At 40.6% G+C, this 20,171-nt stretch carries 19 protein-coding genes; 6 read left to right on the top strand and 13 right to left on the bottom strand.

The annotated features are described in order from the left end of the window. Positions 1-14 precede the first annotated feature (14 nt). Positions 15-851 carry a hypothetical protein gene (locus tag N7E81_RS11890; RefSeq protein ID WP_263049805.1) on the bottom strand — a complete coding sequence of 279 codons (837 nt, stop codon included), beginning with the start codon at positions 849-851 and terminating at the stop codon, positions 15-17. Positions 852-1,217: 366 nt separating this feature from the next. Between N7E81_RS11890 and N7E81_RS11885 the strand changes: the two genes are divergently transcribed. Then, positions 1,218-1,751 carry a hypothetical protein gene (locus N7E81_RS11885; protein WP_263049804.1) on the top strand — a complete coding sequence of 178 codons (534 nt, stop codon included), beginning with the start codon at positions 1,218-1,220 and terminating at the stop codon, positions 1,749-1,751. Positions 1,752-1,798: 47 nt separating this feature from the next. Here the strand turns inward: N7E81_RS11885 and N7E81_RS11880 are convergent, their stop codons facing one another. Next, a complete protein-coding gene (locus N7E81_RS11880) occupies positions 1,799-2,413 on the bottom strand; it encodes a toxin-antitoxin system YwqK family antitoxin (RefSeq protein ID WP_263049803.1) in 615 nt (204 codons plus the stop codon). 134 nt (positions 2,414-2,547) lie between these two features. On the opposite strand from N7E81_RS11880, the gene N7E81_RS11875 reads away from it, so the two are divergent. From N7E81_RS11875 to N7E81_RS11865, 3 genes are all read left to right on the top strand, one after another. Continuing rightward, positions 2,548-3,453, top strand: a complete 906-nt coding sequence (locus tag N7E81_RS11875; RefSeq protein ID WP_263049802.1) for a hypothetical protein — start codon at positions 2,548-2,550, stop codon at positions 3,451-3,453. 117 nt (positions 3,454-3,570) lie between these two features. Continuing rightward, a complete protein-coding gene (locus N7E81_RS11870; protein WP_263049801.1) occupies positions 3,571-6,606 on the top strand; it encodes an ATP-binding cassette domain-containing protein in 3,036 nt (1,011 codons plus the stop codon). 6 nt (positions 6,607-6,612) lie between these two features. Next, positions 6,613-7,374 carry a YdcF family protein gene (locus tag N7E81_RS11865; RefSeq protein ID WP_263049800.1) on the top strand — a complete coding sequence of 254 codons (762 nt, stop codon included), beginning with the start codon at positions 6,613-6,615 and terminating at the stop codon, positions 7,372-7,374. Here N7E81_RS11865 and N7E81_RS11860 read toward each other — a convergent pair. The 9 genes from N7E81_RS11860 to N7E81_RS19410 all read right to left on the bottom strand — a co-directional run bounded on the left by N7E81_RS11860 (position 7,371) and on the right by N7E81_RS19410 (position 13,040). Next, on the bottom strand, positions 7,371-8,171 hold the full coding sequence (locus N7E81_RS11860; protein ID WP_263049799.1) for an SDR family NAD(P)-dependent oxidoreductase: 801 nt from the start codon (positions 8,169-8,171) through the stop codon (positions 7,371-7,373). The genes N7E81_RS11865 and N7E81_RS11860 overlap by 4 nt on opposite strands. A 37-nt stretch (positions 8,172-8,208) precedes the next feature. Continuing rightward, positions 8,209-8,709: a dihydrofolate reductase gene (locus N7E81_RS11855; protein WP_263049798.1), complete on the bottom strand. Its 501-nt coding sequence runs from the start codon at positions 8,707-8,709 to the stop codon at positions 8,209-8,211. Position 8,710: 1 nt separating this feature from the next. Continuing rightward, positions 8,711-9,625 (bottom strand): methionyl-tRNA formyltransferase, encoded by a 915-nt coding sequence (gene fmt, locus N7E81_RS11850; protein ID WP_263049797.1) that lies wholly within the window; start codon positions 9,623-9,625, stop codon positions 8,711-8,713. A 79-nt stretch (positions 9,626-9,704) separates the two neighbouring features. Then, positions 9,705-10,646 (bottom strand): fatty acid desaturase, encoded by a 942-nt coding sequence (locus tag N7E81_RS11845; protein WP_263049796.1) that lies wholly within the window; start codon positions 10,644-10,646, stop codon positions 9,705-9,707. Between the two features lie 84 nt (positions 10,647-10,730). Next, positions 10,731-10,952 (bottom strand): membrane protein insertion efficiency factor YidD, encoded by a 222-nt coding sequence (gene yidD, locus N7E81_RS19415; RefSeq protein WP_263049795.1) that lies wholly within the window; start codon positions 10,950-10,952, stop codon positions 10,731-10,733. After that, complete coding sequence (locus tag N7E81_RS11835; protein ID WP_263053118.1) at positions 10,936-11,172, bottom strand: hypothetical protein; 237 nt, start codon at positions 11,170-11,172, stop codon at positions 10,936-10,938. The genes yidD and N7E81_RS11835 overlap by 17 nt, the downstream gene beginning before the upstream one ends. Positions 11,173-11,207: 35 nt before the next feature. Beyond that, on the bottom strand, positions 11,208-11,756 hold the full coding sequence (locus tag N7E81_RS11830) for a 1-acyl-sn-glycerol-3-phosphate acyltransferase (RefSeq protein WP_263049794.1): 549 nt from the start codon (positions 11,754-11,756) through the stop codon (positions 11,208-11,210). Between the two features lie 12 nt (positions 11,757-11,768). Further along, the gene (locus tag N7E81_RS11825; protein WP_263049793.1) at positions 11,769-12,713 is read right to left on the bottom strand and encodes an acetyl-CoA carboxylase carboxyltransferase subunit alpha; all 945 of its coding nucleotides are present in this window, start codon (positions 12,711-12,713) and stop codon (positions 11,769-11,771) included. Positions 12,714-12,824: 111 nt separating this feature from the next. Then, on the bottom strand, positions 12,825-13,040 hold the full coding sequence (locus N7E81_RS19410; RefSeq protein WP_263049792.1) for a PspC domain-containing protein: 216 nt from the start codon (positions 13,038-13,040) through the stop codon (positions 12,825-12,827). A gap of 215 nt (positions 13,041-13,255) precedes the next feature. Between N7E81_RS19410 and N7E81_RS11815 the strand changes: the two genes are divergently transcribed. Both N7E81_RS11815 and N7E81_RS11810 read left to right on the top strand, forming a co-directional pair. Beyond that, on the top strand, positions 13,256-14,959 hold the full coding sequence (locus N7E81_RS11815; RefSeq protein WP_263049791.1) for an OmpA family protein: 1,704 nt from the start codon (positions 13,256-13,258) through the stop codon (positions 14,957-14,959). Positions 14,960-15,159: 200 nt separating this feature from the next. Continuing rightward, on the top strand, positions 15,160-16,143 hold the full coding sequence (locus tag N7E81_RS11810) for a pyruvate dehydrogenase complex E1 component subunit beta (RefSeq protein ID WP_263049790.1): 984 nt from the start codon (positions 15,160-15,162) through the stop codon (positions 16,141-16,143). Here the strand turns inward: N7E81_RS11810 and scpA are convergent, their stop codons facing one another. Together scpA and N7E81_RS11800 are read right to left on the bottom strand one after the other, a co-directional pair. Next, complete coding sequence (scpA, locus tag N7E81_RS11805) at positions 16,144-18,285, bottom strand: methylmalonyl-CoA mutase (RefSeq protein ID WP_263049789.1); 2,142 nt, start codon at positions 18,283-18,285, stop codon at positions 16,144-16,146. It abuts the gene before it with no gap. Beyond that, a complete protein-coding gene (locus tag N7E81_RS11800; protein ID WP_263049788.1) occupies positions 18,282-19,970 on the bottom strand; it encodes a methylmalonyl-CoA mutase family protein in 1,689 nt (562 codons plus the stop codon). The genes scpA and N7E81_RS11800 overlap by 4 nt, the downstream gene beginning before the upstream one ends. Positions 19,971-20,171 lie beyond the last annotated feature (201 nt).

Below are 20,171 nucleotides of genomic sequence, written 5' to 3'. Positions count from 1 at the left end.
CAAGCAATCACTTTTTACTGGGTAGATAATAGAATTCTTTGCTGCTCAGCCTTTCGTACTTTGCCTTGAGCCAAACTAGTCAGGACGATCGAACCTGTAACCATGGCTCCCGATGCTATGTATAGACCAGTGCCTATTCTACCAGCACTCCCCCCCTTGTCGTTTTCATCTGCAAGCATTCCTGCAAGTTTGTATAATGCGCCCAGAAAAAAACTCCCCAAAGACACGCCAAGCAAAACCTGCCCTGTACTTCTTAACTCAAAGGCCTTGTCCAACTGCAAATTGATTTCTTCATTGTCCCAATGATAAGCATAGAGATCAAAATCATTTTTTAATAAATATTTGTTTTTTGAAGGCTTGTATGGGCTTGGTAGGTGATAATGCTTATGGATTGATAGTGCAGAAACGCTGTCTTGATTGACACTATCCAAATTTTGATGCCAAATATTGACCTGCTTCACTCTCTTCTTTGCCTTGAAAGATTGAATGGAAGCAATGACCCCTGACGTAACTGATGCGGTGAACCAAAAGCCCCTCCCCTCATCATTGTTGATCATTTGGTTTCCCAACTGCACAGCACTAGCCAGTCCCACAACACCCCAGACATAAGCTGAGGTTCGCTGATCAAAGGCTCCTTTCAACTGCTGATTGATTTCTTTGTTTTGCCAATCATAGACGTCCACATCAAAGCCATTTTTCACCAGCCAGGCAGACTTTCTTTTTGAATAAGGATTTTCTCCCTTGTCCAATTTCAAAACGGTATTTTCGGTTCGTTTTCCATTTTGGCCTTGCGCCTTGGACACGAGCCATAGAAACATAAAAAGAAAGAGAAGTTTGGCTTGTTGATGCATGAGTTCAGGATTTGATTTCTTACAATTGGTTTATCATTAGGTCAAACAAAACCAGTACTTCCCCTATCGAGGGCAAACAATCTTTTCGAATAGCTAATATCGACAAATTAGGCAAAGGCGCACTCTGAGCTAACATTCTAAAACTCTAAAAAAGGATCAATCAATTGGCTCAAACACACCCAACTCAATAAAAGCCTTAAGGAACTTACAGAAAAACTACGTAGTCCAATTCGTACATTTCTGTCATACCGCATATATCAACATGCATTAACCACTAATAACACAAGATACAAAGTAGTAAAGAAATATAAACTAAGTATTTTGGCTATGATTGCGTTCAATAATTACGTAGTCATCCAGCTTGTTATGTCCATAAAAAACAGTCTCAATAGTGTAATCGGCAGCATCAATGATTTCTCAAAAAGAACCAACATCGTAGCAATAAACGCCGCTATCCATGCCAGCAAACTTAACAGCTCGCAAGGTGCTCCTTTCCGAGTATTAGTCAGCGAAATTCAAAACATGAGTGCGCAATCCATAGACAAATTAGGTGAGCTCAATGGGCTAGTAAATGAGATTACAGCCTTGTCCATATTGATCAATAAGACGGGTAGTCAGCGCATGCTTTTGATGAAAATAGTAAATGCACATATGCTGGACGATCAGGTGACCATTAAACAATGTATCAGCCTATTTAGCCAACAGCTAGAGGAAATCAAAAGCTCCAAAATCAATACATCCAATGCCCAATCGACAATCCTACACATAGAACAAAAATGGCAAAGATTCTGCTCAGAACTTTCTTCCATAAGCACCCATGAGATTAACCAGATGGCCAATTCACTAATCAATGATTTTAATCAGGTTATTAGTCAGTATGAAAGATATGCAGGAGATTAATTGTACAAGTTGAAGTACTGTCTTTCCAAGTCCTTTACCGTCATGCGTTATTTTTCAGAGTAGTCATAATAAAGCCTCTTTTTCCCCTTGCGAGAATACTCGTACCACTCACCTATTTCTTTACCGTTTTGGTAACTACCTGAAAAATTGATCCGTCCGTTGCCATCATAAAACTCCCAATATCCATGCTCCTTTCCTTCTTTGTAGTAGCCTTTTTGCAATATTAGACCATCTTCAGCATAGACCTCCCACAACCCATCGGGTAGTCCCATGGCATACCCTCCTTTACTTTTCAATCTGCCATTTTCGTGGTAAGAGAGCCAAATCCCCGTATACAAACTGGCTATATACATACCTTTTCGGTGTAGCTGCCCTGTCTCATAATAATAGTATGCGCTATCTTCCTGCAGTCCAAGGTGCCAATTCTCTTCACTCTTCAACTGCCCGTTTTGATAATATGAAAGCGACACCCCTTCTAGCTCGTTGGCTTTATAATTCTCAACTACATTGATCTGCCCTTCAGCATAATAGAATTTCCACTCTCCTTGTTTGCCCGTAGCATCTTGCACGCCTTCGGAGCTCAACGCACCGTCTGAGTAAAAATATTGTGTTAGTTCTTGAGTCATTGCGGGTTTGTATACCCCACTTATCAAGACAGTCATTATGATGTATAGTTTTATTTTCATAAGAAAACGAAAGATCACAGCTGTTCTGCTCAAATTAATTGATACTGCGCTTTATATCCAGTCAAAAATATATTAAAATTGGCATTGAGAAATTCATAAAACACAAACTAATGATCAACTATAAACAATCCATCAACCTATGCTTTGCCGTGGCGTTGACAGTTTTCATTTGTTCTTGCGGAAGCAATTCCAAAAAAGTAGCTGCTGAAGCAGAAGCTGAGGCATTTGAGAAGGCTGAAAATCAACTCCTCAATGAAATTGACAAAGTGGTGCACGACATGCCCCCTCCATCAGAAGTACCTTATATGCTTCAGGCTACTGGATCTGATTTTAACGGAGATTTAATCAATAGTATTGACAACGTATCTAAATACGAAAATGTAGCTGATAAAGCAGCTATGAACCTGGGTGCGTATGCTACTGACATTGGGTATTTATCTTCTTATGATCAAGTACAAGATGCTTTAAAATACATGGAAGCATGTCAAAAGCTGGCAGATCAAATCGGCATTGCATCAGCTTTCGAATTGGACTTGATGGAAAGATTTGAAAAAAACTTGGGCAACAAAGACTCTTTGGCTAACCTGATCAACTATGCGATGGAAGTAGCAGAAGAAAAACTGGAAGCAACAGATAGATTACAAACGGTTGCTTTGATTCTTTCTGGTAGCTACATCGAAGGATTGTACTTGTCAGTAATGGTGATCGACACCTACCCTGAAGATCTACTCCCTGAAGCGAGCAGAAACTTGATTTTGGAGCCATTGGTAAAAATCATCATCGATCAAAAAGAGCCTTTGAACGATGTAGTTAAACTTTTGAAAGACTTAAAAAGCGATGACACCATTGCTGGTGTAGTAGCAGAATTCGACATCTTGAGAGTATTGTATCAAGAAGATCTTGCTGAAATCGACAAAAAAATTGCTGAAGGTGATCCTAACTTCACTTTGAACAAAGACATGTTGGTAGACATCATCGCAGAGGTAAAAAGAATCAGAGCCGAAATGGTAAGATAATCCGCCATTCTACCGGAGTAAAAAGCATTGAACTATACATTCAATGCTTTTTTTATTTATGCCCCAATTTGACCTATATTTATTGATCAAAACCATCTCAATAACTCGATCTAAACTATGAGTGAACAACTGTTAAAAGCCATCATCCACTTATTGGCGATAGTGGCTAAAGAGGACGACGTCACCGAGGACGAAAGAAATTCAATCGAAGACTTTTTGCTCGAAAACCTCAGCAAAGGCGATAGTCTCAAATACATGCAACTCTTCGATCAGATGACTAGCCATATGTCTAGTGAACGGGCTGTTTCTTTCAGCGAAAAGAAAGAAATATCTATACTAGCCAAACAGGTCAATCAAGAGCTCACTCAGCAGCAAAAAATCGTCGTTATCTTAAAAGTACTTGAAGTCATCATGGCCGATGGTGAGATATCCGACAGAGAACAAGAGCTACTACTTCTCATTGGTGAGGCCTTCCACTTCTCAAACAAAGCAGTAGATCACATCAAATCATTTGTAGTCACCAAAGAACGTTCTCAGCTCAATGCAGAGAATATTCTAATCATAGACGACAGTCAAAATGGAGGCCTCAATTCGTCATCAAAGCACATCAAACGTGCTTTTCTATCTGGTTATCTCGCTTTCTTTAGGCTTCCCGCACTAGAAATGTATTTTATGAAATACATGGGAGAATCTGCCCTTACACTCAATGGCATACATGTAAGAAAAAATAAAATCATTGTCTTCTCTTCTGGTAGCACCATCAGAAGCAGTAAAATAGACCCCATTTACTATAGCGATGTGGTGTCGGCTTTCAGAGAAGAAGGTTCTCAAGCCAAAATCTCCTTTGTAGCAGAAAATTTAGGGTTCACTTTCCCTAACGGGCACCAAGGACTAAGAGACATCACGATAGCAGAAAGCTCTGGCAAACTCATCGGGTTGATGGGCGGCAGTGGAGCAGGCAAGTCCACCCTACTCAATGTATTGAATGGCAATGAAAAACCTTCGCATGGCTCTGTCCGGATCAATGGCATTGATATCAACAAAGACAAAAGCAAAGTAGAAGGAGTCATAGGCTATGTACCACAAGACGACTTGCTGGTAGAAGAACTCAGCGTATCCGAAAACCTCTACTACGCTGCCAAACTTTGCTTTGCCAATAAGAATGATAAGGAACTGAATGAATTGGTCGACAAGACCTTATCTGCGCTTGGCCTGAGCGAAACAAGAAACTTAAAAGTAGGCTCGCCGCTACAGAAAACCATCAGTGGTGGGCAGCGAAAGCGACTCAACATAGGCTTGGAACTCCTTCGTGAACCTTCGGTCATGTTTGTAGACGAACCTACATCTGGGCTTTCATCCAGAGATTCTGAAAACATCATGGATCTACTCAAAGAGCTTTCGCTCAAAGGCAAAATGATCTTTGTGGTCATTCACCAGCCTTCGTCTGAGATTTTCAAGATGTTTGACAAACTAGTCATACTCGATGTAGGTGGTTACCAGATTTACTATGGCAATCCTGTAGAAGCTGTCATCTATTTCAAAAACATTGTAGATCTCATAGACAAAGAAGCAGGCTCCTGTATAGAATGTGGCAATGTGAATTCGGAGCAAATATTCAATATCATAGAGACCAAAGTGGTAGATGAATATGGCAAACTCACTGACCAACGTAAAATATCGCCGCAAGACTGGAACGGATATTTCACCGAGAGAGTAAACATCAAACCGGCCAAAGAATCGGATGAAGAACCCGAAAAAACACTCAAAATTCCAAGCAGATTCAAACAACTTGTGATTTTTGCCAGTCGAGATATTGCTTCCAAAATAAGCAACAAACAATATCTAGCGATCAACTTACTTGAAGCTCCTTTGTTGGCGCTTATCTTGGCTTTTATTATTAGATATGTACCCGAAGGGTCTAGCGAATATGTATTCAAAGAGAACCCAAACATCCCTGCCTTCTTCTTCATGGCCATTATTGTATCGCTTTTTATGGGATTGACAGTGAGTGCCGAAGAAATTTTCAAGGATCGAAAAATATTGAAAAGAGAGTCTTTTCTCAACCTCAGTAGATGGAGTTATCTCGTATCTAAAATGGCCATTCTCTTTGGTCTCTCTGCCCTACAGTCCTTAATGTTTGTCGTAATAGGAGATGCTATATTAGGCATCCACGGCATGACATTTTCGTTTTGGCTGGTCATGTTTAGTGTCTCATGTTTTGCCAACATCATGGGACTGAATATATCCTCAGCCTTCAATTCTGCCGTAACGATCTACATCCTTATTCCATTATTGATTATCCCTCAGCTTATTTTGAGTGGTGTAGTGGTAAATTTTGATAAGCTACACCCATGGCTAAGCAATTCAAAGAAAGTACCTATAATAGGTGAACTGATGGCTTCCAAATGGGGCTATGAAGCACTTGCCGTTACACAATTCAAAGACAATGCCTACGAAAAACATCTTTTCGAATACGACCAAACAATTGCCAACTCAGAGTTTAAAAGTGTATACTTCTACTCGGCTATAGAAGCTAATCTTGACTATGTACATTCCAACTTTGGATCTACTGATAGCGACAAAAAACAAATGGTAGATGACAAGTTAAAGCTTATCCAGAATGAGCTTAGAAAAGAAATGGAATTGGCTCGTATCCCCAAAGACAAGTTCAGGGAATTAGAGAACATCTCCCTTAGCAAGTTCGACACATCCACCTATGATGCCACCAAGCGATTTGTTCAAATCATGCGCAAGATCTATAACAATCGCTTAAAGCAAGCCTCTGCTGATCGTGATGCCTTAATAAAGTCCATGACTGATACCGAAGAGAAGGCTGCCGCTTTTGCTGAATTGAGAAAAGGGAATGAAAATGAAGCCATTACTTTCTTTTTGAAAAACAGCACAGCTGAAAACCGACTTTTGGAAACCAAAAAGGAGCTCATTCAGAAAATATACCCCATATACTATGTGGCACTTCCTCAACATGCACTGGATATGAGATCACATTTCTATGCACCGCAGAAGTACTTTATGGGCAACTACTACGACACGCTCTACTTCAACGTAATAGTGATCTGGCTGATGTCACTATTGCTCGTTGTATCGCTTTATTTTGATTGGTTTAGAAAAGTAGTGAATAGCTTTGGCAAATAAAAGCCTATGTTTTTCATCCTATCCAAAATCATCTATTGGCTGATAATGCCCGTCAGCCTTATTGCTTGGGTGGCGATCGGTTCGCTGGTGGTGAAGCAAAAGAAGTACCGTCAACTGTTACATACTTCCGCTGTATTCTTGCTTTTATTTTTCACCAACCCATTGCTCTCTATTTTGATTATCAACAGCTGGGAACCAGAGGCCATCCCATATAATCAACTTGATGGTCACTATCGCTATGGTGTTGTATTGTCTGGTATCACAAATCCAGATCGTCCGCCATTTGACCGTGTACAGTTCAATAAAGGATCAGATCGAATCGTGCATGCAATTGATCTTTATCAAAAAGGGATTATTGATCAGATTGTCATCACTGGAGGAACAGCAGCTATTACCTTCGAAGGTCATAAGGAAAGCCATGCACTTAGAGGTTTTGCACTAAGCTGTGGCATACCAGAAACAGATATAAACATAGAAGATCAAGCAAGAAACACACGAGAAAATGCGATTTACACCGCCGATTTACTAAAACAAACGCAAGACGAAATACTCCTCATTACCTCCGCTTTTCATATGTATCGGTCTAAAAAGTGTTTTAAAAAAGTAGGACTGCATGTTGTCCCTTTCCCTACAGATCACTACGGAAGGTCGTTGAGGTATACACCGGAGGAGCTCATTATTCCCTCACTCAATGCTTTAAATGTATGGACCACGCTCACAAAGGAGTGGGTAGGTATTCTAGCTTACAAGCTGGCTGGTTATCTTTAGGTAACGGCCATTTTGCGAACAAGGATAGAAAATATACTAGGGAAAAATCTTTTCATATAGATACCCATCACCTCCTTGAAACCTCCAATGTAACTTTCCTCCTTCTGCGCAGCCACCTTTTTCAACATCTTATGTACAAGCTGATCTACAGTCAACCCTGCCGCCTGCGCTTTGTCCAATTTATTTTGCTGCGTACCATCCCCCATCAAAGCATTGTAAGAGATCTGGGTATTCACATAGCCAGGCAGTATAAGCGTGACTTTGATACCGTCTTCGAAATGCTCCGAACGCAACGCATCAAAAAATCCGTGTACCGCATGCTTTGATGCAGAGTACCCCGACCTCAACGGTGTACTGATAATCCCCACTGCACTAGTGACGGTCACATGATGCCCAAATTTGCGTTTTACCATACCTGGCAAGACATATTTAGACAGAGCAATAGTCCCAAAGTAATTGACCTCCATGATCTGACGTTGCACTTCCATGGATGTATGAATCACTTTATCACGCTGACTGATCCCACCGTTATTAAATAGAATGTCGACTCCTCCAAAAAATGCCTCAGCAGCTTTGGTCTTCGCTTCTAGCGAAGGCCCATCTGCGAGATCCAATGGAAGCACTTCGATAGTGGCTGCATTTTGATTCTCATTTTTCACCCGAACCAATTCTTCTTCTCTCCTAGCCGAGATAATCAAATTACATTTCACTTGGCTCAAATGCCTAACCAAACCTTCACCAATACCGCTAGAGGCTCCCGTGATCCAGATATTTCTATTTTCAAAATATTTCAACATGCTCATTTTATTAAGGGGTAGTCTATCATTAATGGCCTTATACTCTTTCGTATCTCACGTAATCAAAAGCGTAGACATGGCGCTCGTCTTGTCCATGATGAATTCTGGAAACTTCTTTCCATTCGCCACCCATTACAGGAAAGAAAACCTCCCCATTTTCTATATCTGCGTCAATTTCTGTCAGGTAAATCACATCTGCTTGTGCGATTGCCATTTGATAAATTTGACCACCACCAATTACAAAAAGCTCTTTTTCTCCGTGAGATTCTGCAAAGGCATAAGCGTCTTTCATGTCATGAAAAACAGTACAACCAGGCACTTCATAGCCTTTCTGTCTGGTCAAAATTACATTGGTTCGATTGGGCAGCGGCTTAAACTTAGGCGGTAGTGAATCAAAATTTTTGCGCCCCATGATCACTACATGATCTCTGGTAGTCTCCATAAAATACTTCATGTCGTCAGGCAAATGCCAAGGCAAGTCATTATTGATCCCGATCACACGGTTTCTGGACATCGCTGCTATCAGTGCTATCTTCATATCAATCAAATTTAAAACCTCTGAGCAAATCTTCCACCATCATGCGTTTCTTACCTTCCATTTGCAGCTCTAGCAAGTCGAGCCACCCATCTCCTGTCTTCACAGACAAGTGTGTTTTATTATCGGTGATATAATTACCGATAGGCTTATCATCAGCCGATTGTTCTGAAATTTTAGTTTTATATATTTTGAATTTTTTTTCTCCCAGTGTTGTCCATGCAGCTGGATACGGAGAAAGTCCCCTGATAAAATTTCTGATGGTTTCACTCTCTTGAGACCACTTGATCTCGCATGTTTCTTTATGAATTTTGGGAGCAGCCTTTAAGTCTGGCGATTCTATCTGTGGAGACAGGGATACTGTTCCCACATCTATAGCCTGTACCGTTTTCAATACCAGCTTAGCCCCTTTGATCATAAGCCGCTCGTATACATCTCCTACCGTATCTTCTTTAGCTATCACCTCCTTTTCTTGCATTATGACACTACCTGTATCTATCTCGTGCTTGAGGAAAAATGTAGTCACACCTGTTTCTGTCTCTCCATTCATAATAGCCCAGTTGATCGGCGCAGCACCTCTATACTGCGGCAGTAATGAACCATGAAGGTTGAAAGTGCCTCCTGCTGGCATATTCCAAACGACCTCTGGCAGCATTCGAAATGCTACCACTATTTGTAAATCAGCATTTAATGATTTAAGCTCGGATAAAAATGCTTCAGATTTTAAATTGGTAGGTTGTAAGAGGTGAAGTCCTACACTTTCTGCATATTCTTTCACAGGGGTACCCTGCATTTTCTTCCCCCTACCTTTTGGCTTATCGGGTGCTGTAATGACACCTACAATATCGTAGCCATTTTCATGTAAAATTTGTAGACTGGGCACCGCAAATTCAGGTGTACCCATAAAAACTATCCGCATAATTTATCGCTTATTTCTAAACTCGAAATTAGTCGGATTAGTGGAGAGAATCTATTCTAGTCAGTATAATCTTAACCTACTAGATGCTATTGTTTCGCTTGATTCGACTATTTAGGCTGATCTTAGGGTTAGCGATGAATTGTACAATCACATTTATCCAAGATTTATGCACAAATAGATTATCGTAAAAACTAGGTGCCATTTCCTTGAGTTTGGGCAATCGAGTACCTGGAATATTAGGAAAGTCGTGATGCTCATTGTGATACCCCACATTCAAGGCCAGCTTATTAAGAAAACCATAATAACTATACGTCTCCTGTCCTTCTTTAAACACATAATGCTCTGCAATAAAATGAGCAGCTAAAGGATGTAAACTCCCCGCAAGAAATATAGATAGCAACAAGTAAAGGATAGCTCCTGTACCTACAAAATACCAATACACACTAATGGCAGCTAGTTGGAAGATGATATTATAAATGTGCCATTTTTCCATTTTGATTGGATGCACAAACATAGGTCTAAAGGCATAGAACAAAATCTGATTAGTTGCCCACAGTATTTTACCCACAAATCCTTTAAACACATTGGCTTCGCCCGTTGTTGGCAAATCCGTATCGTTGTTTTCATCTCCTTGCTCCCAATGATGCTTGAGATGATATGTTTTAAAAGACATGGCATAAGGCACGACAATTGGAATATTAGCCACCAAGGCTAGCCATTGATTGTAAACCTTCTTCTTAAAAGCTAAGTCATGACTCAACTCGTGTATAGCCAAGAAAATAGTATGACTCACCGAAGCGCCAAAAATATAGGCTAGGGGAAGGTACCAGTACCAAGCCAGTTCTGCAATAAATGGTGCAGTAGCCAACTGGAAGATAACTAAACCAAGTGTTTTGTACTTGAGCCCCTTATCTATACCATACAGTTCTTTTACCTCTGGATGCTTAGCGATGATTTCTTTTCGTCTCTTGAAATGCGGCTCTCTTTCATCCGACCAATAAAACCCGTTCTTCTTTTCCAATGTGCTTTGGTATTTTTTGAATCACAAAGATAAGGTTGTTTTTACTTTTGAAAAGTATTGGCTAATTATATTCCATGATAAAAATCAGGGTACAGGGTCATAGCCACTTCCGCCCCATGGATGGCATTTAGCTATTCTTGCTACTCCTAGTTTAAAGCCTTTCCAAACCCCATGTTTTTCGATAGCTTCCTTAGTGTACTGTGAGCACGTGGGAGAAAATCGACACGCTGATGGTAACAATGGAGATATACTATACTGATATATCCATATCGGGATCAAGAAAATTTTTTTAATAAAATCTTTCATGCTGGTGGCTCTGCCTGATGTAAATATCGTTGAGCTTAATTAAATCTTCTTTTGATATGTCCTGACGATTTAACGCAGCAAAAAGTTCGCTTCTGGATTTGATATTATATTTATGGAGTACATCCTCTTTATTCCAACTCTTTTTTAGCTTTCTCGAATAAACCAGAATGCCTATTTGTAGTAATACTGCACCAGCAAGGAAAAAAATAATTAATGTCATACCATTTGGGGTTTGGTACTGTTATCGAAGTCTGTCTATCCGAGTTCGGGATGTTTGCCTTGTACCCCCACAAACTGGCTTTTGATATAATCAATATCGGCAGTCATATCGCCTGTCGGATGGAATTCTTCCTTGAATTCAACTTCTTTCTTAGCGAAATCGAAACTAACCAAGATAATAGGCACATTAGCGGCTACTGCAATGCGGTAAAAACCCGTTTTCCATTCCGTTACCTTAGACCGAGTACCTTCAGGCGTGATCGCCAAACGCATCACCTCTCTTTCTTTGAATATTCTAATAACTTGATCAATCAAACTACTGTTGTTTTTACCCCTATCAACAGCAATACCTCCCATGCGTTTCACTACCCAGCCCATAGGGGCAAATTTGAAAACTTCTTTTTTCACCAAAAAAGAAGAACGGAGGTTATTGATTGGCCGAACGACTATACCAATAAAAAAATCCCAATAGCTCGTATGAGGAGCTATTGCGATTACACATTTTTTGGTTTTATCAGAGATGCTCCCTTTGATCTTCCATCCTAGAAGAGTAATGAAAATAAATTTAGCGAGAAATCTGATCATCGTTTCAGTGGATTAGGCTACTACACCCATTTTACTGAATTTATCAATACGTTGACTGATGCGTTCTTCTGGCGACAGTTTGTCAAGCACTTTCAGGCTTGATAGCAGCTCCTTCTTGAGTTCTTTAGCTGCTGCTGTAGTATCCACATGCGCACCACCTATAGGTTCTTTAATCACGCCATCCACCATACCATTAGCCATCATATCTTTGGCAGTAGGCTTCAAAGCTTCCGCAGCTTGCTCTTTATAGTCCCAGCTTCTCCATAGAATGGTAGAGCAATTTTCAGGAGAAATCACAGAATACCAAGAATTTTCCATCATCAACACGCGATCTCCAATACCGATACCCAATGCACCACCAGAAGCACCTTCACCTATAATCACACAGATCACAGGCACTTTCAGCATAAACATTTCTTTGAGATTACGAGCGATCGCTTCTCCCTGCCCTCTTTCTTCAGCTTCTAACCCTGGAAAAGCACCTGGAGTGTCAATCAAACACACGATAGGCTTATTAAATTTCTCAGCCATTTTCATCAGTCGAAGGGCTTTTCTGTAGCCCTCTGGGTTTGCCATACCAAAATTACGCATCTGGCGTTGTTTCGTATTTCTACCCTTTTGTTGTCCAATGATCATCACTGTTTGACCATCCATAGAGGCAAACCCACCAACCATGGCCTTGTCATCTTTTACAGTACGATCACCATGGATTTCAATAAACTCATCTGTGATTTCATAAATGTAATCAAGTGTATATGGTCTATCAGGGTGACGAGACAACTGCACGCGCTGCCAGCGGGTGAGGTTCTCGAACGTTTCCTTTTTTAGTTTTTTTATTTTATTTTCCAATGACTTGACGGCTTCTGCTACATCCACATCTGTGTTGGAAGCAAGCATTTTCATATCAGCCAATTTTTCTTCAAGCTCTGCGATAGGCTTTTCAAATTCTAATAGCATAGAGTAATGGTGAAATTTGAGGTGCAAACCTAAAAATAAATTCCTAATTGAAGGTCTGCCAGAATCAGTTTATCTCAACAGAAATACAAAGGCATAGAGTAATGTCTACGATTAATAGTACCAAAGTGAATGTCTACGTCTCAAATGCTTTCTGAAATTCATCACAAAAGCCAACATCAAATAAACAATCAAAGGGGATCCAAAAGTCAAAAATGACGCATAAATAAAGAATAGCCGAATGCTAGATGTAGGAATCCTTAACTTCTCCCCCAGCTTGGCACAAACCCCGAAAGCATATTTCTCAAAAAAATCCTGTATTCCTTTCATAATGCTGCAAAATTAAGGTAAAACGCTCAATTTATTTGTCTTCTATAAGTTTAGGATATATTTATTTTTTCCCTATTATTGCAATTATTCCGAAAATAAGTACAAAAAGTTATATCAATTTTAATAAACCAATTATTCAAATGAGAAAATCGAATATTGTAATAGCCTTATGTGTTGGCTTAACAATGTTATCAGGATGTAGTTCCCTGAACAACATGGTAAAGCTTGCTGAGACCCAGCAGGTCGACGTAGTACCTAATCCACTTGAACTGCATGGCGACTCTGTTAAAGTTGACATGTCTGTAGTACTACCTGCGAAAATGCTCCCACAGAAATACGTATATAATCTAACCACTTACTACAAGTCTGGCGAAAGCGACGTTGAAGTAGGTAAAATGACTTTTGATGCTGCTGATTTTCCAGACAGCAAAACCACCACTTCAAGAAAAAGCGATTCTTACAGCTTTCTATACGATCCAGCAACTAGTCAAGGTGTGTTGGAAGTACAAGGTGTAGCTGTAGATCAAAAAGGCAAAACCAAAGAAGCTCCAAGAGCTGAGGTTGCCAAAGGAATCATCACAACTTCTACTTTGGTAGAAGACGAATTATATCCTGCTTATGCTTTTCACGGTTACAACGACAAAGAAGAACTAGAACCAACTAACGTTGATTTCTTCTTCGATCAAGGCAGCTCTCTATTGAAAAGCTCTGAGACTAGAAGTCAAAAAGGAAAAGACTTTGCAGCATTTATCGCTGACAAAAACGTGACTAGAACAGTAACTATTACAGGTACTCACTCTCCTGAAGGTACTGAAACAGTAAACTCTGATCTATCTGAAGATAGAGCTAAGTCTATCGAAAAGTACTACAGAAGCCAAATGAGAAGATATGACTACAAAGACTTGGCTGATTCTATCAACTTCATTTTGAAGCCTGTAGTTGAAGACTGGACCGCTTTCAAAGACGCTTTGAGCGCATACGAAGGCGTATCTGACACACAGAAATCAGAAATCTTGAAAGTAGTAAATGGAACAGGTGTATTTGCCGACAAAGAAAAAGCTTTGCAAAACTTAGATTCTTATAAAGCAATCTTCAAAGACATCTACCCAGGCTTGAGAGCTGCTAAAACTGAAGTCTTGACAGTAAAAGTGAAAAAGTCAAACGCTGAAATCGCCATCTTGGCAAAGCAAGTAGCTGAAGGTACTGCTAGCGCTGACACATTATCTACTCCAGAGTTGATGTTTGCAGCTATGCAAACTCCTTCTTTGACTGAAAGAGAAGCGATCTTCTTGGCAGTAACTAAAAAAGACGGTAGCTGGCAAGCACACAACAACTTAGGCGCACTATATCTAGAAATGGCTATTGCTGCTGAAGGTGATGAAAAAACTTCTAAAATCGAAATGGCTATCACTCAGTTGGAAATTGCTGCCAACAAGAAAGATGCTGCAGAAGTACAAGCCAACATGGCAACTGCTTACACACTACAAGGTGACAAAGCTCAGGCTTACGATGCTATCGTAGCCGGACTAGCTAAAAGCCCATCTGCAGATCATGCTGCTGGTATGAATGCAGTAAAAGGTTCTTTGGAAATCAAGAGAGGAGAGTACGATGAGGCTTTCGAAACTTTGAAAACTGCTAACGAATCTACAAGCGTAGCTTTCAACAGAGGATTGGCTTTATTGCTCAACAAAGATTATGAGAATGCTGTTACTGGATTTGGTAATGCAACTGAGCAAGATGCTGAATTCGCAAAAGCATACTATGCTTCTGCAATCGCTTCTGCAAGACTACGAAACGATGCTGACATGCTAGCTAGCTTAAAATCAGCTATCGAAATAGATCCTGAATTAAAGGAAAAAGCATTGAACGACCTAGAATTTGCTAACTATGCAACTCAAGTTGCTGAAGCATTGAACTAAGATTTCAAATCATTTGAATGAAAAGTCTCACTTCTTAATTGAAGTGAGACTTTTTTTTATTAATCCCCTCGCCTATTTATCTCTGTTTGATTGCGATATTGAGCCCATTGTCATAATTTAGCGATCTTAAAATTCACTAGGGGTGAATTGCGAAAAATACCAAACGACGCACCCAAGCTATAAACGTTAAATAAATTCCGATGAAAGAATTACAATTCAGAGAAGCCCTAAGGGAGGCCATGAGTGAAGAAATGCGAAGAGATGAATCCGTATATCTCATGGGAGAAGAAGTAGCCGAGTATAATGGTGCATATAAGGTGAGCCAAGGCATGTTAGACGAATTCGGCGCGAAACGAGTAATTGACACTCCTATTGCTGAGCTTGGTTTTGCTGGTATTGGTGTAGGGTCAGCAATGAACGGCCTACGCCCGATCATTGAATTCATGACTTTCAACTTCTCTCTAGTTGCTATCGATCAGGTGATCAACGGTGCAGCTAAGATGATGTCGATGTCAGGTGGTCAGATCAATGTACCTATCGTATTCAGAGGCCCTACAGGAAACGCTGGAATGTTGAGCTCTCAACATTCTCAAAACTTTGAAAATTGGTATGCAAACTGCCCTGGCCTTAAAGTGGTCGTTCCTTCTAACCCAGCAGATGCTAAAGGCTTGTTGAAAGCTTCGATCAGAGACAATGATCCTGTCATCTTTATGGAGTCAGAATTGATGTATGGAGACAAGGGACTTGTACCAGAAGGAGAATACTTGACTCCAATCGGTGTAGCTGAAGTAGTAAAACAAGGTAGTGATGTAACAATCGTTTCTTTCGGTAAATTCATGAAAGTAGCCAACGAATCTGCTGATGCATTAGCCAAAGAAGGCATCAATGCAGAAGTAATTGATTTGAAAACCGTGAGACCGATTGATTATCAAACAATCATCGAATCAGTAAAGAAAACTAACAGACTGGTTATCGTAGAAGAAGCTTGGCCATTGGCCTCTATCTCTTCTGAGATCAGTCACTATGTACAGAGAAAAGCATTTGATTACTTAGATGCTCCTATTCACAGAATAACTAACAAAGATGTGCCGCTACCTTACGCCCCTACGTTAATCGAAGAGATCCTTCCAAATGTAGCAAGAACGGTAAAAGCTGTAAAAGAAATCATGTACGTACAGCGATAATTATTGCTGTACGTCATCAATCAACTTTTGCAAGATGTCTGTAGCGGCATTGGCTATTTTAGTGCCCGGCCCAAAAACCCCAGACACCCCAGCATCAAATAAAAATTGGTAATCTTTGGGAGGTATTACGCCTCCCGCGATTACCATAATATCTTCCCTACCCAATTTCTTGAGTGCAGCTATCAAAGAAGGTACTAGCGTCTTATGACCAGCTGCCAAACTTGACGCTCCAATCACGTGCACATCATTTTCAGCAGCTTGTTTAGCCACTTCTTCTGGCGTTTGAAACAATGGACCAATATCCACATCAAAGCCTAAATCAGCAAAACTAGTGGCAATTACCTTAGCCCCACGGTCGTGACCATCTTGCCCCATTTTAGCGACTATGATACGCGGTCTTCGTCCATCTAAGGATTCAAACTTCTCCACTAGGTCTTTTACTTTTAATATGTCTTTGTCGTCTTTCACTTCTTTAGCAAATACACCAGATACAGCTGAGGTTTTAGGCACATGCCTGCCGAAAGCAGCCTCCATTGCCGAAGATATTTCTCCCAACGAAGCCCTTACCCTTGCTGCTTTCACCGATAAGTCGAGTAAGTTGCCTTCCCCCGTGCGAGCACAATGAGTAAGTTGCTCAAGTGCATGATTTACAGCGGCTTGATTACGATTAGCTCTTAACTTGTGAAGTCTTTCAATCTGTGACTTACGCACGGCATCATTGTCCACTTCTAGCAACTCAATATCCGTCTCTTCCTTAGTAATATATTTATTTACCCCAACAATTACTTCTTTATTTGTGTCTATTCTGGCTTGTTTTCTGGCAGCCGCCTCTTCTATTTTGAGCTTAGGCATACCCGTTTCTATGGCTTTAGCCATGCCGCCCATTTCTTCTATCTCATTGATGATATCCCATGCCTTACGAGCCAATTGATCAGTAAGTGACTCTACATAATACGAGCCCGCCCAAGGGTCTACGACTTTAGTAATGTCCGTTTCTTCTTGCAGGTAGATTTGAGTATTGCGTGCAATCCGAGCTGAAAAATCAGTAGGCAACGCAATCGCCTCATCTAATGCATTGGTATGTAAGGACTGGGTATGACCAAACGCTGCGGCCATAGCTTCGATGCACGTCCTTGCAACGTTGTTATACGGATCTTGAGCTGTGAGGCTCCACCCTGAGGTTTGGCTATGCGTACGCAAAGCCATCGATTTTGGGTTTTTGGGATTAAAGGTCTTCACTATTTTGGCCCATAAAACTCGAGCAGCTCTCATTTTGGCTATTTCCATAAAATGATTCATGCCAATGGCCCAAAAGAAAGATAATCGTGGAGCGAGCACGTCTACATCTATGCCAGCGTTTACTCCTGTCCTGAGATATTCCAACCCATCAGCCAACGTAAAAGCCAATTCCAAATCAGCCGTTGCCCCAGCCTCTTGCATATGATAACCGCTAATACTAATCGAATTGAATTTGGGCATATGCTCAGAAGTGTACTTGAATATATCTGAGATAATTCTCATAGAAGGTTTTGGAGGATATACAAAAGTATTTCGCACCATAAACTCCTTTAAAATGTCATTTTGAATAGTACCACTAAGCTGTGAACGCTCAACACCTTGCTCTTCAGCCGCTACAATATAAAAGGCCATAATGGGCAACACTGCACCATTCATAGTCATAGACACAGACATCTGATCCAATGGGATCTGATCAAACAAAATCTCCATGTCCAAAATAGAATCTACAGCCACGCCAGCTTTGCCCACATCCCCAGTAACTCGTTCATGATCTGAGTCATAGCCACGGTGAGTAGCCAAGTCAAAAGCAATCGAAAGCCCCTTTTGCCCAGAGGCTAAGTTTCTCCTATAAAACGCATTTGACTCCTCTGCAGTAGAAAAACCTGCATACTGCCTGATTGTCCATGGTCTAGAGGCATACATAGCAGCATATGGCCCACGCAAAAAAGGCGGCAAACCAGCGCTAAAACCTATGTGCTGAGCTCCTTTAATATCTTCGGCAGTATATCGTGACTGAATGGGAAGTCCTTCTCCTGACATAAAACTTTCAGGCGATACTTGCTGTCCTGCTTTACCCCAATCCAATTGATCGAAGTCTATTTTTGAAAAATCTGGCTTGATCATGACTGTAAACTATTTGATGTGATACCCATTTGGTTCAAAATATTGATTACCCCCTCCAAACGATCGGTTTTCGCGTGAATCCAAGTCGATATTTTTGAAGACGATCCCTCGGTGATGTTGCCTGCTGCAATAAGGATACAAGCTGTATCTATTCCATTCAATGCGCTATCGATTTGCTCTTTTGTATAATCTTCGTCGGCACCACAACAGGCAACCACCCCCATCATTGGAGTAGATATCTCATCTTGATAAGGTTTTACTATAAAACCAGCCCAATTGAAAAAATTAGATACAAAAGTGTGTCTAGCCGTGATCATTTTAGCATTGGTACCTACAGGCAGTAGATAGACTACCGGCCTATACGCTTCGCCTTGACCTTCCACAGAGGCTTCGACCTGCTTTCTCACTTCTTCAAAATTCTTAGAAATAGTCGTACGGTCATTGTCCAAAGTAGCTAAAGAAACCTTTTCACTCTGATTGCCAAAATCATTTACTCCTACCATTTTTCTCCGCCCTGAGGCTAATCTACTTTGCTGAAATTCCAGATCCTTTTGTATTTCTTTTTCAAAGTACTTCTCCTTAGTGGCCACTTCATAACCTCCTCGTTTTTCCACTTGTTGAAAAGTATTCCAAGCTTGCTGGCTCAACAAATCAGTCAAATAATCTAAATAGTATGAGCCCGCTGCCGGGTCGGTTACCTTGTCCAACAATGATTCTTCTTTCATCAAATTGGAAATATTTCTTGCAATACGATCGGCTGATTTCAATTCGTGTGCGGGAGTGATACTTATATAATCAGCTCCGCCCAGCACCGCCGACATCGCTTCTGATGTGCATCTCAGAAAATTAGTATTTGAATCCAAGGCCGACTTTGTAAAAAGAGAAGTAGATGCATGAATAGGCGTATATACCTCTGACAAGCCGTACAACTTAAACAATTGACTTATCAATAAGCGTATACTTCTGAGTTTGGTCAATGCTAAAAAATAGCTTGAGCCCATGCTAGTAGCCACAAACATACCACGAGCAATAACCTGAATATCATAACCCAAATCCAAAAGGCTATTGATATAATATACACTTTGCGAAAGTATATAGCCGAGTTCCAAATGACTAGAGCCTCCCTGAGTCTGTACCCAAGCACCATCTATATGAATTGTTCGATGTCCAAGCGCATGTCCTATATCAAATGCTTTTGAGATAATACTGAACTGCTCCGCTCTTTGCTTGTCTCCAAACAACAATACCTCTCCTTGCCCATTTTCGGGATGTCGGTCTATCCACCACTCCACAAATTGATGATAAATAGGAAAACCTGATGCCTTCAGTGCTAACGTACAGTATTCAGGGGCTACTTGGCCCAATACTTTATTCAGCCGTCTCACATGGCTATCCGTCAACATCAAACCATCTGCCCCGCTCATCAGCGCATCCAAAACTTGTGCATTGGTACGTTCTGGATGTAATGGCTCAATGTATTTCCATCCCTCAACAGGCCTTACTGGGACGTTTATATCCTTCCCTACATCTTCTTGATCATAATAGGCGGAAAGTGTTAGATTGCGCTCACTAGTCCAGCTAGAAATACGCCGTGCCAAATCAGCACCAAGATCTTGATTGAGTTTGTCTGTCCATTGGGATTTAGACGCTTTGTCAAACTCGTCAAAACGGTATTGCTTTATCATAATTTTGGGGTTGTATTAGCAATTTAAGCGGTTCGAAACGAAGAAGAAAAAAATGAGAATTAATTCTTATAAATCGTTGATTCCAGAGCGTACAAGCAATTATTCACAACTTGCAACAAATTGCATTTTTTAAAGAATATTAAAAAAAAACTAGCTACTCTATTAAATAGACCGACATTCCAAAAAGTCAATATACATTCG

The sequence above is a fragment of the Reichenbachiella carrageenanivorans genome, assembly GCF_025639805.1.
GTDB lineage: Bacteria > Bacteroidota > Bacteroidia > Cytophagales > Cyclobacteriaceae > Reichenbachiella > Reichenbachiella carrageenanivorans.
The sequence above is the reverse complement of the archived record's forward strand: the minus strand, read 5'-3'. Positions and strand labels throughout refer to the sequence as shown.

What these genes read in the sequence shown, in the direction of transcription:
- N7E81_RS11885 (WP_263049804.1), top strand. Translation starts at nt 1,218, where the DNA reads ATGTCCATAAAAAACAGTCTCAATAGTGTAATCGGCAGCATCAATGAT.
- N7E81_RS11810 (WP_263049790.1), top strand. Translation starts at nt 15,160, where the DNA reads ATGAAAGAATTACAATTCAGAGAAGCCCTAAGGGAGGCCATGAGTGAA.
- N7E81_RS11835 (WP_263053118.1), bottom strand. Translation starts at nt 11,172, where the DNA reads ATGACATTAATTATTTTTTTCCTTGCTGGTGCAGTATTACTACAAATA.
- N7E81_RS11890 (WP_263049805.1), bottom strand. Translation starts at nt 851, where the DNA reads ATGCATCAACAAGCCAAACTTCTCTTTCTTTTTATGTTTCTATGGCTC.
- N7E81_RS11870 (WP_263049801.1), top strand. Translation starts at nt 3,571, where the DNA reads ATGAGTGAACAACTGTTAAAAGCCATCATCCACTTATTGGCGATAGTG.
- N7E81_RS11800 (WP_263049788.1), bottom strand. Translation starts at nt 19,970, where the DNA reads ATGATAAAGCAATACCGTTTTGACGAGTTTGACAAAGCGTCTAAATCC.
- N7E81_RS19410 (WP_263049792.1), bottom strand. Translation starts at nt 13,040, where the DNA reads ATGAAAGGAATACAGGATTTTTTTGAGAAATATGCTTTCGGGGTTTGT.
- N7E81_RS11830 (WP_263049794.1), bottom strand. Translation starts at nt 11,756, where the DNA reads ATGATCAGATTTCTCGCTAAATTTATTTTCATTACTCTTCTAGGATGG.
- N7E81_RS11875 (WP_263049802.1), top strand. Translation starts at nt 2,548, where the DNA reads ATGATCAACTATAAACAATCCATCAACCTATGCTTTGCCGTGGCGTTG.
- N7E81_RS11865 (WP_263049800.1), top strand. Translation starts at nt 6,613, where the DNA reads ATGTTTTTCATCCTATCCAAAATCATCTATTGGCTGATAATGCCCGTC.
- yidD (WP_263049795.1), bottom strand. Translation starts at nt 10,952, where the DNA reads ATGAAAGATTTTATTAAAAAAATTTTCTTGATCCCGATATGGATATAT.
- N7E81_RS11825 (WP_263049793.1), bottom strand. Translation starts at nt 12,713, where the DNA reads ATGCTATTAGAATTTGAAAAGCCTATCGCAGAGCTTGAAGAAAAATTG.
- N7E81_RS11860 (WP_263049799.1), bottom strand. Translation starts at nt 8,171, where the DNA reads ATGTTGAAATATTTTGAAAATAGAAATATCTGGATCACGGGAGCCTCT.
- N7E81_RS11880 (WP_263049803.1), bottom strand. Translation starts at nt 2,413, where the DNA reads ATGACTGTCTTGATAAGTGGGGTATACAAACCCGCAATGACTCAAGAA.
- N7E81_RS11815 (WP_263049791.1), top strand. Translation starts at nt 13,256, where the DNA reads ATGGTAAAGCTTGCTGAGACCCAGCAGGTCGACGTAGTACCTAATCCA.
- N7E81_RS11855 (WP_263049798.1), bottom strand. Translation starts at nt 8,709, where the DNA reads ATGAAGATAGCACTGATAGCAGCGATGTCCAGAAACCGTGTGATCGGG.
- scpA (WP_263049789.1), bottom strand. Translation starts at nt 18,285, where the DNA reads ATGATCAAGCCAGATTTTTCAAAAATAGACTTCGATCAATTGGATTGG.
- fmt (WP_263049797.1), bottom strand. Translation starts at nt 9,625, where the DNA reads ATGCGGATAGTTTTTATGGGTACACCTGAATTTGCGGTGCCCAGTCTA.